The organism is Streptomyces sp. NPDC046831, assembly GCF_040645305.1.
In the GTDB taxonomy this organism is placed as follows: Bacteria; Actinomycetota; Actinomycetes; order Streptomycetales; family Streptomycetaceae; genus Streptomyces.
The window spans coordinates 82,112-95,601 of record NZ_JBEYXZ010000016.1 but is presented as its reverse complement, the minus strand read 5'-3'; the positions used below and the strand labels follow the sequence as shown (position 1 = coordinate 95,601).

General features: G+C 69.7%; 12 protein-coding genes and 2 pseudogenes. 9 read left to right on the top strand and 5 right to left on the bottom strand.

The genetic code is table 11. The features are described from left to right. Position 1: 1 nt before the first annotated feature. Both ABZ920_RS16410 and mctP read left to right on the top strand, forming a co-directional pair. A complete protein-coding gene (locus tag ABZ920_RS16410) occupies positions 2 to 1,570 on the top strand; it encodes an MFS transporter (protein WP_361504477.1) in 1,569 nt (522 codons plus the stop codon). After that, positions 1,567 to 3,189 carry a monocarboxylate uptake permease MctP gene (mctP, locus tag ABZ920_RS16405; RefSeq protein WP_361504474.1) on the top strand — a complete coding sequence of 541 codons (1,623 nt, stop codon included), beginning with the start codon at positions 1,567 to 1,569 and terminating at the stop codon, positions 3,187 to 3,189. The genes ABZ920_RS16410 and mctP overlap by 4 nt, the downstream gene beginning before the upstream one ends. Before the next feature lie 19 nt (positions 3,190 to 3,208). Here the strand turns inward: mctP and ABZ920_RS16400 are convergent, their stop codons facing one another. Further along, entirely contained in the window at positions 3,209 to 3,808 is a 600-nt protein-coding gene (locus ABZ920_RS16400; RefSeq protein WP_361504471.1) for a TetR/AcrR family transcriptional regulator, read from the bottom strand. A 166-nt stretch (positions 3,809 to 3,974) separates the two neighbouring features. On the opposite strand from ABZ920_RS16400, the gene ABZ920_RS16395 reads away from it, so the two are divergent. Next, on the top strand, positions 3,975 to 4,121 hold the full coding sequence (locus tag ABZ920_RS16395) for a hypothetical protein (RefSeq protein WP_361504468.1): 147 nt from the start codon (positions 3,975 to 3,977) through the stop codon (positions 4,119 to 4,121). 110 nt (positions 4,122 to 4,231) lie between these two features. Further along, positions 4,232 to 4,882 carry a peroxiredoxin-like family protein gene (locus ABZ920_RS16390; RefSeq protein ID WP_361504466.1) on the top strand — a complete coding sequence of 217 codons (651 nt, stop codon included), beginning with the start codon at positions 4,232 to 4,234 and terminating at the stop codon, positions 4,880 to 4,882. A 466-nt stretch (positions 4,883 to 5,348) separates the two neighbouring features. Here the strand turns inward: ABZ920_RS16390 and ABZ920_RS16385 are convergent. The 3 genes and pseudogenes from ABZ920_RS16385 to ABZ920_RS16375 form a co-directional block, all read right to left on the bottom strand. After that, positions 5,349 to 5,537 (bottom strand): annotated as a pseudogene (locus tag ABZ920_RS16385) (transposase); the annotation flags it as partial. 54 nt (positions 5,538 to 5,591) lie between these two features. Beyond that, positions 5,592 to 6,548, bottom strand: a complete 957-nt coding sequence (locus ABZ920_RS16380) for an EamA family transporter (RefSeq protein WP_361504463.1) — start codon at positions 6,546 to 6,548, stop codon at positions 5,592 to 5,594. 108 nt (positions 6,549 to 6,656) lie between these two features. Beyond that, a complete protein-coding gene (locus ABZ920_RS16375) occupies positions 6,657 to 7,301 on the bottom strand; it encodes a disulfide bond formation protein DsbA (RefSeq protein ID WP_361504460.1) in 645 nt (214 codons plus the stop codon). Positions 7,302 to 7,508: 207 nt separating this feature from the next. On the opposite strand from ABZ920_RS16375, the gene ABZ920_RS16370 reads away from it, so the two are divergent. Further along, positions 7,509 to 8,396, top strand: a complete 888-nt coding sequence (locus ABZ920_RS16370; RefSeq protein WP_361504457.1) for a LysR family transcriptional regulator — start codon at positions 7,509 to 7,511, stop codon at positions 8,394 to 8,396. A gap of 98 nt (positions 8,397 to 8,494) precedes the next feature. On the opposite strand, the pseudogene ABZ920_RS16365 reads toward ABZ920_RS16370, so the two are convergent. After that, positions 8,495 to 8,725, bottom strand: a pseudogene (locus ABZ920_RS16365) (methylenetetrahydrofolate reductase); the annotation flags it as partial. Positions 8,726 to 9,057: 332 nt separating this feature from the next. Here ABZ920_RS16365 and ABZ920_RS16360 point away from each other — a divergent pair. The 4 genes from ABZ920_RS16360 to ABZ920_RS16345 are packed head-to-tail and all read left to right on the top strand — an operon-like array spanning position 9,058 to position 13,487. Further along, a complete protein-coding gene (locus tag ABZ920_RS16360) occupies positions 9,058 to 10,074 on the top strand; it encodes a GlxA family transcriptional regulator (protein WP_361504455.1) in 1,017 nt (338 codons plus the stop codon). Then, positions 10,071 to 11,846: a thiamine pyrophosphate-binding protein gene (locus ABZ920_RS16355; RefSeq protein ID WP_361504452.1), complete on the top strand. Its 1,776-nt coding sequence runs from the start codon at positions 10,071 to 10,073 to the stop codon at positions 11,844 to 11,846. The genes ABZ920_RS16360 and ABZ920_RS16355 overlap by 4 nt, the downstream gene beginning before the upstream one ends. After that, complete coding sequence (locus ABZ920_RS16350; protein WP_361504449.1) at positions 11,818 to 12,471, top strand: SRPBCC family protein; 654 nt, start codon at positions 11,818 to 11,820, stop codon at positions 12,469 to 12,471. The genes ABZ920_RS16355 and ABZ920_RS16350 overlap by 29 nt, the downstream gene beginning before the upstream one ends. Beyond that, on the top strand, positions 12,468 to 13,487 hold the full coding sequence (locus ABZ920_RS16345; RefSeq protein WP_361504446.1) for a ketoacyl-ACP synthase III family protein: 1,020 nt from the start codon (positions 12,468 to 12,470) through the stop codon (positions 13,485 to 13,487). The genes ABZ920_RS16350 and ABZ920_RS16345 overlap by 4 nt, the downstream gene beginning before the upstream one ends. Positions 13,488 to 13,490: the final 3 nt, after the last annotated feature.

Below are 13,490 nucleotides of genomic sequence, written 5' to 3'. Positions count from 1 at the left end.
CTTGTCCGCGCCACCCGCTTCGTTGATACCCCGGCCGTTACTGTTCTGGTCCGGTGTCGCCCTCACCTGCGCCGGCGTCGTCGAGCACCTGTGGATGTTCATCGATTCCGCATCCATGCACTTCCACATGTCCATGATGGACATGTCACCGGCCATGATGTGGGCGGCCATGGCCGCCATCGTCGTCGGCGTGGTGCTCTCCGGCATCGCGGTCGTGCAGCCGCGCACAGCAGGTTCCGTTGCTGCCGCTCCGGCCCCGATGACCACGGCGAGCCGGCGCCGCCTCATCGCCATCTTGAGCTTCGCCCTCATGGTGGACCAGATGAAGCCCGCCACTCTGGCATTCATCGCGCCCGGCCTGCGCGACGAATACGGTCTCAGCGCGGCTGACGTCTCGTGGCTGCCCACGGTTGCGCTGACCGGCACCGTGCTCGGATCGCTCGTCTGGGGCCGTGCGGCGGACCGCATCGGCCGCCGGGCCACCATCCTCATCGCCTCTCTGCTCTTCCTCGGCACCACGGTGTGCGGCGCCATGCCGACCTTCGGCGGCACCCTCGTCATGTGCGCCCTGATGGGCATGGCGGCCGGCGGCATGCTGCCGGTCGTCTACGCCCTGATGACCGAGAGCCTGCCGCCCGGCCGACGCGCGGCCATCATGGTCCTTCAGGCCGGGCTGACCACCACCGGCGGCTACATGGCCGCCTCCGGTCTGGCCGCGATCCTCATTCCCCTGGCCGGCTGGCGTGTGACGTGGTTCGCCCAGCTCCCCCTGGTCCTGGTCCTGATCGCACTGAACCGCTGGATCCCCGAATCAGCCGCGTTCACCGCCCGGCAGACACGAGCGAAGCAGGTCCCCGCCTCGGCCCTGTTCAAGCGCCCGCAGACGGCCAAGACGCTGGTCGTCAGCGCCTACGCACTGGCCTGGGGACTGGTCTACTGGGGCTTCATCACCTTCCTGCCCAGCCAGCTGGAATCCTCTGGCGGGCACGGCATGTCTGCCGCCACCCTGCTGTTCCTCTCGTCGCTGCTGGCGATCCCCACCTGCGCGGTCGGCGCATGGCTGTACATGCGCTGGTCGGCCAGGGGCACGATGGTCGTCTACGCGGCCCTCACCGTGGTGGCCCTCCTGACGTTGGCAGTCGTCGGCATGGACGGCAGCAGGCCCCTCCTGCTGGCCACCGTGATGCTGCTGTTCGCCGGCACCGCCGGTGTGATCGCGCTCATCGGCCCGTACACGGCCGAGATCTACCCCCTGGCCATCCGCGGTACCGCCGGCGGGTGGGCCGCGGCCGTCGGCAAGTCCGGCGGAGCCTTCGGCCCGCCCCTGATCGCCCTGGTCCTCTCGGCGCCGGGAGGCATCCGCACCGCCGCGGTGTTCGTGGCGCTGCCCATGGCTTTGGCGGGACTGGCCGTCGCCGTCCGCGGGAGCACTCCGCAGGCCGCCACCCCGACTCCAGAGGTCATCATCGCGTTGGACGCCGAACTCGACGACCTGGTCAGCAGCGAGACCGTTGCCGCCCAGGCCGCGGCGACAACACCCCCGCCAGGCAAGGGAGGAACGCGGACATGACCGGCGGTGTCAACGCTGTTGCCCTTGCCGTCTTCGCCCTGTTCTTCCTGGCCGTCACGGTCATGGGCTTCCTCGCCGCCCGCTGGCGCAAGCCCGGCAACGAGCACACCCTGGACGAATGGGGCCTGGGCGGCCGGTCGTTCGGTACCTGGATCACCTGGTTCCTGCTCGGCGGCGACGTCTACACCGCCTACACCTTCGTCGCCGTACCTGCGGCCATCTACGCAGCGGGCGCGGCCGGCTTCTTCGCCGTGCCGTACACGATCCTCGTCTACCCGCTGATCTTCACCTTCCTGCCCCGCCTGTGGTCGGTGTGCCACCGCCATGGGTACGTCACCACAGCCGACTTCGTCCGTGGCCGCTTCGGCTCGAAGGGACTGTCGCTCGCCGTGGCCTTCACCGGCATCCTGGCGACGATGCCGTACATCGCGCTGCAGTTGGTGGGTATCCAGGCTGTTCTCGACGTGCTGGGCGTCGGCGGCGGTGAGAACACCAACTGGTTCATCAAGGACCTTCCCCTCCTGATCGCGTTCGGTGTGCTGGCGGCGTACACCTACTCCTCGGGCCTGCGCGCCCCAGCCGTGATCGCCTTCGTGAAGGACACGCTGATCTACGTCGTCATCGTCGTCGCGATCATCTACATTCCGATCAAGCTGGGCGGGTTCGACCACGTCTTCGCTCAGGCGAGCGAGAAGTACGCGGCAGCCGGTGCCGGCGGTCTGCTTCCACCCGCACAGGGGCGGTGGACGTACGCCACGCTGGCGCTCGGCTCCGCGATGGCCATGTTCATGTACCCGCACTCGATCACGGCGACGCTCTCGTCCCGCAGCCGCGAGGTGATCCGCCGCAGTACCACGGTGATGCCCCTCTATACCCTGATGCTCGGCCTCTTGGCGCTGCTCGGTTTCATGGCGATCGCGGCCGGCGTCAAGGTCACCAACGGCCAGTTGGCGATCCCGCAGCTGTTCGAGGACATGTTCCCGAGCTGGTTCGCGGGCGTGGCCTTCGCGGCCATCGGCATCGGCGCACTCGTCCCGGCGGCCATCATGTCGATCGCGGCCGCGAACCTGTTCACCCGCAACATCTACAAGGACTTCATCAGGCCCGACGCCGCGCCCCAGCAGGAGACCAAGGTCTCCAAGCTCGTGTCCCTGCTGGTGAAGGTAGGTGCGCTGGTCTTCGTCCTCACCATGGACAAGACGGTCGCCATCAACTTCCAGCTGCTGGGCGGCATCTGGATCCTGCAGACCTTCCCGGCCCTGGTCGGCGGCCTGTTCACCCGCTGGTTCCACCGCTGGGCCCTGCTCGTCGGCTGGGCGGTCGGCATGATCTACGGCACCCTTGCCGCCTACGGTGTCGCCTCGCCCACGCAGGAGCACTTCGGCGGCTCGGCGAAGGAGATCCCGGGGATCGGCCAGTCCGGCTACATCGGCCTGACGGCGTTCGTGTTCAACGTGGCCGTGACGGTGGTCCTCACCTTCGTCCTGAAGGCGGCCAACGCCCCCGAGGGCATCGACGCCACAGCCCCGGGGGACTACACCGCGGATACGGCAGAAACCGAAGCCATGTCAGCTGCCACCCTCCGTCCGGGCACTTCACCTGCCCCCAACCCCAGTTGAGAGCCCGATCGACAGATGCCTACGCCGCCGCCCTGCTGCCGAGCGAGTCCAGGGCGGCGGCCACCGTCTTTCGCAAAGACGCGGCGTCGGCACCGGCACGCGAACGCAAGTTGACCCCGTAGGCGAGCAACGCCAGCAGATCCGCGGAAGCACCGGGATCGGCCCCGGGGGCCAGCTGATCCTGGCGCTCGGCGGTGACCAGTGCTGCGTACATCGCCTCGCGCAGCTCCCGGTGGTGCTGGTCCAGGACGCCGCGCACCTTCGGATCACTGTTCTCGACCCCGGCATGCGCGTTGGAGACCATGCAGCCCCACTGGGCGTACTCACCCGAGCAGCGCGCCTCGATCAGGCCGGCGAAGAACTCGGAGACGGCCGGCAGACCCCGCTCGTCCTCGGCCAGGCGCCGGAACATCGGCTGGGACCGCTGCTCCAGGTACCGGCGCAGCGCGGCGAAGTAGAGCTCCTGCTTGCCGCCGAAGGTCGCGTACAGGCTGGAGCGGTTGAGCCCGGTCGCGGTCACCACGTCCTGGATCCCGGTCGAAGCGACGCCCTGCCGCCAGAACAGCCGCACCACGGTCTCCAGGGTGACATCCGGGTCGAAGTGCTTGATATCCGGCACGTTTCACCCCGCCATCCTGAAATAAGGATTCCAAGATACTCCCCGTTCACCACCCCGCAAAGGTGCTGACGGGTACAGAGCAGGACAGGCCGCCCACCTACGCCAGGGCATCCAGGTTCGTCCACGATCCACCCGTGGTGGCGCCGATCGCCGCGACCATGCCCCCATGAATCGCATACCCGCCCTCTGGGCCGTCGCCTACGGCTCGCGCACACCCCGCCTCCGCCGCTTCCTCGCCCGCCGCACGGTCCACCTCGCCGCCTTCGTCCGCACCCTCGCGCTGACCGACCACCGCCCCTTCACCAGCCTCTGACCCTTCGACATCTCCGCACGGCTGGCGCGGGACTCCTCATACCCCTATCTTGGAACGAGCATTTCAAGATATGCCCCGCTCCAGCCGTCAGCCAGGAGAAACGAAGCGCCATGACCACCCTGAACGCCGAACTGCGCACCTTCTACGAAGCACGTCAGCAGCAGATCCCCGCCGAGATCCGGCAGATCATGCAGCGGGCCGGCCAGAAACTCGCCGACTCCGGCCAGGTCGACAGCGCCCTGACCGTCGGTGCGCAGGCCCCTCGCTTCAACCTCCCCACCGCGACCGGCCAGACCCTGGCCCTGGACGACCTGCTGGCTGACGGCCCGGTCGTGCTGACCTTCTACCGCGGCGCGTGGTGCCCCTACTGCAACATCGCGCTGCGCTCACTCCAGCAGCACCACGAGGCCATCACCGCCCGCGGCGCCCGCCTGGTGGCCGTCTCCCCCCAGATCCCCGACGAGTCCCTCACGCTGACCGAGAAGCATGGCCTCGCCTTCGAGGTCCTCAGTGATGTCGGCTCCGGCACCGCCAAGCAGTACGGTCTCGCCTTCGACCTCCCCGACGACCTTTCAGCCGTTTACGACAAGCTCGGTTTCGACCTCCAGCGCGTCAATGACGGCCATCCGCGTACGCTCCCGCTGCCCGCGACCTACGTCATCGACCGAGACGGAGCGATCCGCTGGGCCTTCGTCACCACGGACTACACCACCCGCGCGGAACCGGCCGACATCATCGCCGTCCTCGACGCAATGAGCTGATCGCCATCTCCATCAGCTTTCGCAGCCCATCGGCGATCTACGCATGGCGCCGGTTGCGGGTTGGGCAGGCTTCGGGAGGCGGGGCCGGAAGTGCTCGTCGATCAGGTTGGCGTAGTGCGGGTGGAAAGGTGGCGTGCGGGATGCCGAGACGCCGCTCGATCGCGGTCACGGTGGGGCGCCGTCCGCGAGCGGCGGCCTCCGCGAGGACGGTGTCGATGGCGGCCTTGCCGGTGTCGGTGTCGGGCAGGGCGCGTTTCACTCGGCGGGCTGCGGGGCGTGACGGGGTGAGGAACGCGGCGGTGGCGCGGTGTTGTTCCTCAAGGCGGTGACGGACGTAGGGGGCGAGGCGGTCACCGTCGGCCTCGGCCTGTCCGGGGTGACCGCCTACCGGCGGTTCACCGTTGGACCGAGGCCAGGGTCTGGGCCGAGCTCTTGCCGGTCACCTGGCCCGGCTGGAGACTGCCCTGAAGCCCGGCGGGAGTTGATTCCAGGTGCAGCCCGACGTGGCCACGAAAACGATCTCGGCCAGCACCTCGCGGTCCCCTCGCCGGCGTTGCCCTCCGCCTTGCGGGCGAACCGGTGCCGGCGGCACCACCCGCTGGAACAACGTCCACAACCCTTCCGGCGCCATCCGCTCGACAAACGCAGCAGTCATCACCCCAGACCGCCGCAAGATCACGCCAACTGAAACGGCGGCTCAAGAGGGACGTCAGGAACGCGTTCCGCCCCGGCCCGCGGCGGGCTTGGGCGCGAGCACCGCGGGTTCCTCACCGGTGGGCCCGGTCCCGGGTGGCGGGCTCTGCGGCTTGGCCGGCCGGGGCTGCGCGAGCATCACGGCGACGAGGATCACGAGGATGCCGACGATCTGCAGCGCGGAGAACTTTTCGTTCTCGAAGACGAAGCCGAGGATGGTCGCGACGACGGGGCTGACGAGGGCCAGGAAGGAGACGGCCAAGGCGGGCAGTTCCTCGATGCCGCGGAACCACAGCGCGTAACTGATGACCGCGCCGAGGACGATGAGGTAGGCGAACCCGAAGATGTTGGTCCCGGTCAGGGAACCGGGCAGCCCTTCGACGGCGACGGTGAAGGGCAGCGACACCAGCCCGCCGGCCAGCAGCTGCCAGCCGGTGAAGGGCAGCAGCCCCACTCCCTTTGGGCGCCCCCAGCGTTTGGTGAACGTGATGCCGGTGGCCATGCAGGCCGCACCGCCGAGGCCGGCGGCCACACCGACCGTGTCCAGCGCCGTGGATCCCTTGAACACCAGCAGGACGACTCCGGCCGCGCCGAGCGCGCAGGCCGGCGCGTGCACCAGGCGGATCTTGTCGCCGATCAGCAGCGCAGCCAGGACCAGCACGATCATCGGCTGCACCGACATGAGCATCGCCGCAACACCGCCCGGCAGACGGTAGGCGGCGACGAACAGCAGCAGGTTGAACGCGCCGATGTTGAGCGTCCCGAGCACCAGGGAACGCCACAGCCACTGGCCCTTGGGCAGCACCCGGGAAATGAGCAGCAGAATGAGACCCGAGGGAAGTGCCCGCATGGTCGTGGCGAGCAGGGGCCGGTCCGGCGGCAGCCATTCGGTCGTCGCCAGATACGTGCTTCCCCAGATCGCCGGCGCCAGCGCCGTCACACCCGAGGTGAGGAGTTGCCGGCCACTGTTCATGGCGCACCGTCCTCCGCAGCGAGACACCTGACGCCGAAACAGCGGGAGCCAGGCAGAAAAATTGTGTTCACGTCACCGTTTCCTGAGCACAGAAGGCCGCGGCGATGCCTAGTCGAAAATGGCATCTCGCGTGCGCGAGCGCTTCAGTTCGAAGAATCCGTCGGTACCCGCGAGGGCGAGCACGCCGTCCCACAGCCGGCCGGCCGCCTCACCGCGCGGCGCGGGCGAGATGACCGGGCCGAAGAACGCGATGAGTTCGCCGTCGGGGCCGGGCACGCGGATGACGGGGGTGCCGACCTCGGTGCCGACGGCGTCCATGCCGGCGTGGTGGCCGGCGCGCAGCGCCTCGTCGTAGTCGGTGGTGTCGGCCACCTCGACCAGGTCCTCCGGCAGCCCGGCCTCGGCGAGCGCGGCGACCATCATGTCCCGCTTCAGACCCGCCTGCTTGAGGTGGATGAGGGCGCCCATGGCGTTGTAGAGGGCGCGCAGCACGTCCGTGCCGTACCGGTCCTCGGCGGCGATGCACACGCGCACCGGGCCCCAGCCGTCGACCATGCCCTGCCGGTACTTCTCCGGCACTTCCCGGCCCTGGTTGAGCACGGAAAGGCTCATGATGTGAAAACGCGTCTCGATGGGCCGTACCTTTTCCACCTCCAGCAGCCACCGGGAGGTGATCCACGCCCACGGGCAGCGCGGGTCGACCCACATGTCGACGACGGTCTTCGCCTGCTGGGTGGATGGCGTGCTGGTCATGGGAAAGCCGGTCCTTCCGGTCGGATTCAGATCCGGGTGAATGGGGAATTGCCGCCGTCCGTCCGGAACCCGTCAACCAGAGAAATACGGGGTCATGGCAAGGTCCTGGGGTGCCGGACGTGGCACGCTCACATTCTGGACCGGCCCTCGTCAATGAGTCCAAGACATGTTTGTCATGTCATTTATGTTCTGGCACGATAGATCGCCATGGAGCTGCAGCAGATGCGCTACGTGGTCGCGGTCGCCGAGACGAACAGCTTCACCCGGGCCGCGGAGCACTGTCTGGTCGTCCAGTCCGCCCTCAGCCGCCAGATCGCGCGCCTGGAGCAGGAGTTGGGGGCAAAGCTGTTCGAGCGCACCACGCGCCGGGTGCGGCTCACCCCGGCCGGTGCGGCGTTCCTGCCGGCGGCCCGCCAGTGTCTGGAGGCCGCCGAGCGCGCGGCCGTCGAGGTCGCCGCGGCCGTCGGGGAGGTCCGCGGGCGGCTCTGCGTCGGGCTGATTCCGTCCGTCGCCGCCGTCGACATCCCGGGCGCGCTGCGCGACTACCGGCAGCGGTATCCGCAGGTGCGCATCAGCCTGCGGGTTGGGGCGAGCGACGACCTTGTCGAGCAGGTCAAGCAGGGAGCCATCGAGGTGGCCTTCCTGGGTCTGCCCACCACGGTGCGGCCCGAGGGGGTCAGCTGCCGCGAACTCGCCCGTGACCGGCTCGTCGCCGTCGTTGCGCCCGACCACCCGCTGGCCGACGAGCCGGCGATCGACCTGCGCCGGCTGTCCTCGGAGGTCTTCGTCGACCTGCCCGCGAAGACCGCCGGGCGCGCCCAGTCCGACCTGGCCTTCTCCGCCGCCGGCCTGACCCGTGACGTGGCGTTCGAGGTGACGAACGCGGACTTCCTGGCGCGGCTGGTCGGGCAAGGCCTCGGCGTGGCGATGCTGCCCGCCGCGTACGTGGCCCAGCTCAGCGGTGTCACGACCATCGAGGTCATCGACGCCCCGGCCCGCGTCGAGTACGTCATCTGGAGCCCGGACAGCCGCACCCCCGCGGCCACGGCGTTCCTGCGCGTCCTCAGGATGCCCGACACCGAAGCCGCCGTGTGACAGCGACGCGGCCCGCGGGGTGCGGGCCGCGCCACAAGTGGCGTTCGGAGAAGAGCAGTTGGCGGGCAGCGCCGGCCGCCGGGGCCGTATGTTGCGGGCGTCGCCGTGGACCGGTTGAGGGTGACGCAGTGCAGGCCGGGCGCGCCCTCGGCGAGGAGACGTTCGGCCATCGCGGTGGCGCACTCGACGCCGATGCGGTGGCCCTGCTCCAGGTCGTGGGCGGCGGCCTCCAGGCGGTGGGCCGGGTCCCCGGGGAAGGCGGCTCCGCTCAGCTCGGCGAAGCGGCGGATCCGGCGGGCGTCGGTAGCCGGCATGATCTCCGGGGTGACCTCCAACCCGGTGGGTCAGAGGTGGCCACTGCGGCCACCCCTCGGTCCGGAGGCCGCGCCGCGGGCGGCCGCCGCCGGTCATGGGGACGGGCGTCGGCGGCCTGTCCGTGCTCCCCCGCCGGGGAGGCACCACCACGACGAACACCGGTAGTCGGGCCGTGAACGAGCAACGGTGACAAGAGACTTGCTGTGAGCTGCCTCACCCGTCGCCGAGGCTCGGCACAGGAAGTGCCTGACCAGCGCGCCACCTGCCCGCTCCGCGTCGCTCGTTGGCCGGATGCGTCAGTAATCTGTCATTGCAGCCAGTGCGAGATCCGATACAGGCTGTGACCGTGTTGGAGCGACGTGTTGTTGTGGTGGTGTACGAGGGTGCGATGGCCCTGGACATCACCGGACCGATTGAAGTGTTCGATACCGCGAACCGGCTCCTGGGTGCCTCGGGCGTCCCCTACCGGACCGACTTCGTCTCCGCCGACGCACCACTGGTGCGCATGAGTTCGGGGGTGGTGGTGGAGGCCTCGCCGCTGGAGGCGGGGCAGGGTCCGATCGACACGCTCCTCGTGCCGGGTGGATGGAGTCTGAGCGACGCGCTCGCGGACCAGGCGCTCGTGTCCTGGATCGGCCGGGCAGCGGCCCGTTCACGCAGAGTCGCCTCCGTGTGCGGCGGATCCTTCCTGCTGGCCGAGGCGGGCCTCCTCGACGGCAGACGCGCCACCACGCACTGGGCGTACAGCGAGACGATGGCGGGCCGCTACCCGGATGTGACGGTGGACGCCGAACCGATCTTCGTCTGGGACGGTCCCTTCGTGACCTCAGCGGGTGTGTCGACCGGGATCGACATGGCGCTGGCCCTGGTGGAGGCCGATCACGGGTCCGCGCTCGCGCTGGAGACGGCACGCTTCCTGGTGCTGTTCCTCAAGCGGCACGGAGGACAGTCCCAGTACAGCGCCGTCCTCGACGCCCAGTTGGCCGACCATCCGCCGATCCGGGCAGCGCAGGAGTGGATCCTGGACAACCTGGACGGCCCGCTGTCCGTGGCCGAGATCGCGCGGCAGGCCAACATGAGTCAGCGCAACTTCGCCCGGGTCTTCCGCCGCGAGGTGGGCACGACACCCGGTCAGTACGTCGAGCGGTCGCGTATCGTCCGCGCCCGCGAACTGCTGGAGACCACGGCCCTGACGACCAGCCAGATAGCCGGCCGCTGCGGGTTCGCCACCACCGAGACGTTCTTCCGCTCCTTCGGAAGAACCCTGGGACTCACCCCCGGGGAATATCGGCACCGCTTTCAGGTGATCTCACCGTCCGGCCTCGTCGACCGGCGCCACGAGCGGGAGGGGAGCCCCGCATGACCAGCACGACATCTCAATTACGCGAGGCGGAAGCGGTACGCCTGGTCGACTATCTGGCCGCGGAGCTCGCCGGGGCCGGCGTCACCCACGTGTTCGGCGTCGGCGGCGCGAACATCGAGGACCTGTACGACGCCGTGCACCGCGGCGGAGCCGTCGGCTGCGTCGTCGCCAAACACGAATTCTCCGCCGTCACGATGGCCGACGGATACGCGCGCACCACCGGGCGCCTGGGCGTGGTTGCCGCCACCTCGGGCGGTGGGGCGATGAACCTCGTACCGGGTCTGGCGGAGGCCTACGCCTCCCGGGTGCCCGTACTGGCCCTGGTGGGTCAGCCGCCGACCAGCCAGGAGGGGCACGGCGCCTTCCAGGACTCCAGCGGCAAGGCGGGCTCCTTCGACGCCGGGGCGGTCTTCGCACCCGTCTCCCGGTTCTGTGCCCGGGTCCATGACGCGGACTCCCTCGCGCAGTTGCTGCCCCGGGCAGTCGCTGCGGCGCAGGCCCATCCACGAGGGCCGGCCGTGCTGTTGCTGCCCAAGGACGTGCAGCAGGCGCTGATCCGGGCACCCGCCCACGACGCGGCCCCGGCAACGGGCGGCCACGCTGAGGCATCCCCGGCCGGTTCTCCGGCGGCATCCGCGGCCCGACTCGACACGGCTGCCGTCGACGCCGTGGTGGACGCCCTTCGCGGCGCCGGCCGCGTCCTCGTCATCGCCGGTGAAGGCGTCGCCGCCGACGACGCGCGTGAGGATCTGGCGGACCTGGCCCGGTCCCTCGGGGCATGGGTGGCGGTCACCCCGGACGCCAAGGACGTCTTCGACAACCGCGATCCCCGATTCGCCGGCGTGGCCGGGGTGATGGGCCACGCCAACGTCGAGGACTGTCTGCGGCGGGCCGACGTGTGCCTGCTGGCCGGTACCCGGCTGCCGCTCCTGGCAAGCGGCGGCCTGGACCGGGCCCTGGCCGCCACGGACGTCGTCTGCATCGGCCCCGAACCGCCGTTCGTGGCGGGCACCGCCCTGGGCGGGAACCTACGGGACGCACTGCGCGCCGTGACCGCCCGGCTGCCGTCCCGCCCACGTCCCTGCCCTCCGCACGCCGGCGCCCTTCCCAACCCCGCGCCCGGCCCGCGCCTTCCGGCCCGGGAGCGAACGGTCGCCCATGCCGATGCCGTCGCCGCGGTGGAGGCGGCACTCCCGCAGGACGCACACGTCTTCGTGGACGCCGGCAACGCCGGAGCCAGCGCGGTCCATCTCCTCCCGGCACCGCGCCGGGGCCGCTTCGTGGTGGCGGTCGGCATGGGCGGCATGGGCTACACCTTCGGTGCCGGCATCGGCGCCGCGCTCGCCACCGGCCGGCGCACCTACGTTCTCGCGGGCGACGGCTCCTTCTTCATGCACGGGATGGAAGTGCACACCGCCGTGGAGTACGGCGCACCCGTGACATTCGTGATCTTCAACAACAACGCACACGCCATGTGCGCGCTGCGGGAGGAGATCTTCCAGGGCGGCGTACGCGACCACGACCGGTTCGCCCACACCGACCTCGCCGCCGGCGTGGCCGCCGCCTTCCCGTCCCTGCAGGTCACGGGAGCCACCGACGCGGAGCAGTTGCGCACGGCGCTGCTGCGCGGCAATGCGGGCGACGGCCCGGCGTTCGTCGCGGTGGCCTGTGACCCACGGGAGATCCCCCCGTTCCTGCCGTTCCAGTCCTTCACCCAAGCAGCCGAGAACAAGGAGAGTTCAGATGAGCGAGGAGTCGTCCACGTTGGCTGACATCCCCGGTCTGGTCCGGATCGAGAACGCCGGCAAGGAGGAACTGACCGCCCACTGCATGGAGCTCACTCACGCGGTCTACCCCCACCATCAGGTGTACGGGCAGTACTGCACCATCCACGAGTACGTCGATTGCCCCCCGGAGCAGGCCTACGACTACCTGCGCCAGGGCCACCACCTGGAGGAGTGGACCTGCAGCCTGCGCGACTTCGCGCCCACCGGCACACCGGGGCTGTGGGTCGGCCACGACCGGCTGGAGGACGACACCAGGATCTACTGCAAGGTGGTCGCGAACCCCGAGGCCATGACCGTGGACTACCACTGCTCCTGGGACCAGGGCGAGACGCTGTGGATGATCTACCTGATGCGGGTCGTCCCGGCCCGGCTGGTGCTCGACAAGCCGGGTTCGGTCATCACCTGGACCAACTGCCGGCACCCCTACTACGACGACAACCCGCGCCCCGACCTGGCCCCCCGCCCGGAGCGGCCCTGGGTGGGCGACTACTGGGACCTCTTCTACGCGGGGCACACCGTGGAGATGCACAACCTCAAGGCCATCCTGGAACACCGTCACCGGCGCGGCCTGCCGGTTGTTTCGGCTCCGGCGAGGGCGGTGGCGCGGTGACCACGGTCAGCCTCACCGACGTCGCGAGCTACCTGCCCGGCGAGCCGGTCCCCGCGGAGTTCTACACGGACTTCCCCGGAGCCGAGGACAAGCTCCGCAACCACCCCATGTTCAAAGTCCCGCCGTTACGGCACCACGTGGCCAGGCACGAGACCAACGCGGACATGGTCGAACGCGCCGTACAACCCCTGATCGAACGGCACGGCCGGGACGAGATCCGCGGTGTCGACGTGCTGTTGGTGCACAGCCAGTTGCCGGACCTGCCGTTCGTGGGCGCCGGCACCGAGGTGGCGCGTCGGCTGGGCCTGAACCCTGAGTGGCTCGTCGACGTGGCCAACGCGGGCTGCGCATCCTTCGTGTACATGGTGAAGCTGGCCCGGCAGATCCTCACCAGCACCGACGCGAGGACCGCGCTGATATGCAACGCGCAGAGCGCCGCCGGGCAGTGGTTCACCCAGTCCGAAGTGCGCAAACTCGCCCAGGCGGCGATCCCGGGCGACGGGTGCGGCGTGGGGTACGTGACCACGTCGGCGCAGTCGCCGGTCCTCGACCTGGAGACCCGGCACATAGGCGAGTACGCCGGTGACATGACCGTGGCGGTCGACGACGGCCGCAAGTACTGGGAGCCGGGCGAGTCCCAGCTGCGGATCGGGTTCACCGATGCCAGTGTCGCCAAGGTCCTGGCACGCGGGAACCGCCTCGTCCCCGAGGTGATCACGGACCTGTGCCTACGGCTCGGCGTGGAGAGCACCGACATCGACGTCCTCATCACCAACCAGCCCAACCGCACCTTCCTGCGCAACTGGCGGGAAGCGCTGCAACTGCCGCCGGAACGGCATCTGAACACCTTCGACGAGTGCGGGAACCTGTTCGGGGCGGCGATCCCCGTCACCTTGGACCGGGCGATCAGCTCCGGGCGGGTGGAGGACGGCGCGCTGATGGTACTCGGCGGATTCGCCCACGCGGGCGACTTCGCCGGTGCCGTCGCCGTTCGCTGGCACGGCGGACTGGACTGAGCC

What these genes read in the sequence shown, in the direction of transcription:
- mctP (WP_361504474.1), top strand. Translation starts at nt 1,567, where the DNA reads ATGACCGGCGGTGTCAACGCTGTTGCCCTTGCCGTCTTCGCCCTGTTC.
- ABZ920_RS16395 (WP_361504468.1), top strand. Translation starts at nt 3,975, where the DNA reads ATGAATCGCATACCCGCCCTCTGGGCCGTCGCCTACGGCTCGCGCACA.
- ABZ920_RS16390 (WP_361504466.1), top strand. Translation starts at nt 4,232, where the DNA reads ATGACCACCCTGAACGCCGAACTGCGCACCTTCTACGAAGCACGTCAG.
- ABZ920_RS16380 (WP_361504463.1), bottom strand. Translation starts at nt 6,548, where the DNA reads ATGAACAGTGGCCGGCAACTCCTCACCTCGGGTGTGACGGCGCTGGCG.
- ABZ920_RS16375 (WP_361504460.1), bottom strand. Translation starts at nt 7,301, where the DNA reads ATGACCAGCACGCCATCCACCCAGCAGGCGAAGACCGTCGTCGACATG.
- ABZ920_RS16370 (WP_361504457.1), top strand. Translation starts at nt 7,509, where the DNA reads ATGGAGCTGCAGCAGATGCGCTACGTGGTCGCGGTCGCCGAGACGAAC.
- ABZ920_RS16355 (WP_361504452.1), top strand. Translation starts at nt 10,071, where the DNA reads ATGACCAGCACGACATCTCAATTACGCGAGGCGGAAGCGGTACGCCTG.
- ABZ920_RS16350 (WP_361504449.1), top strand. Translation starts at nt 11,818, where the DNA reads ATGAGCGAGGAGTCGTCCACGTTGGCTGACATCCCCGGTCTGGTCCGG.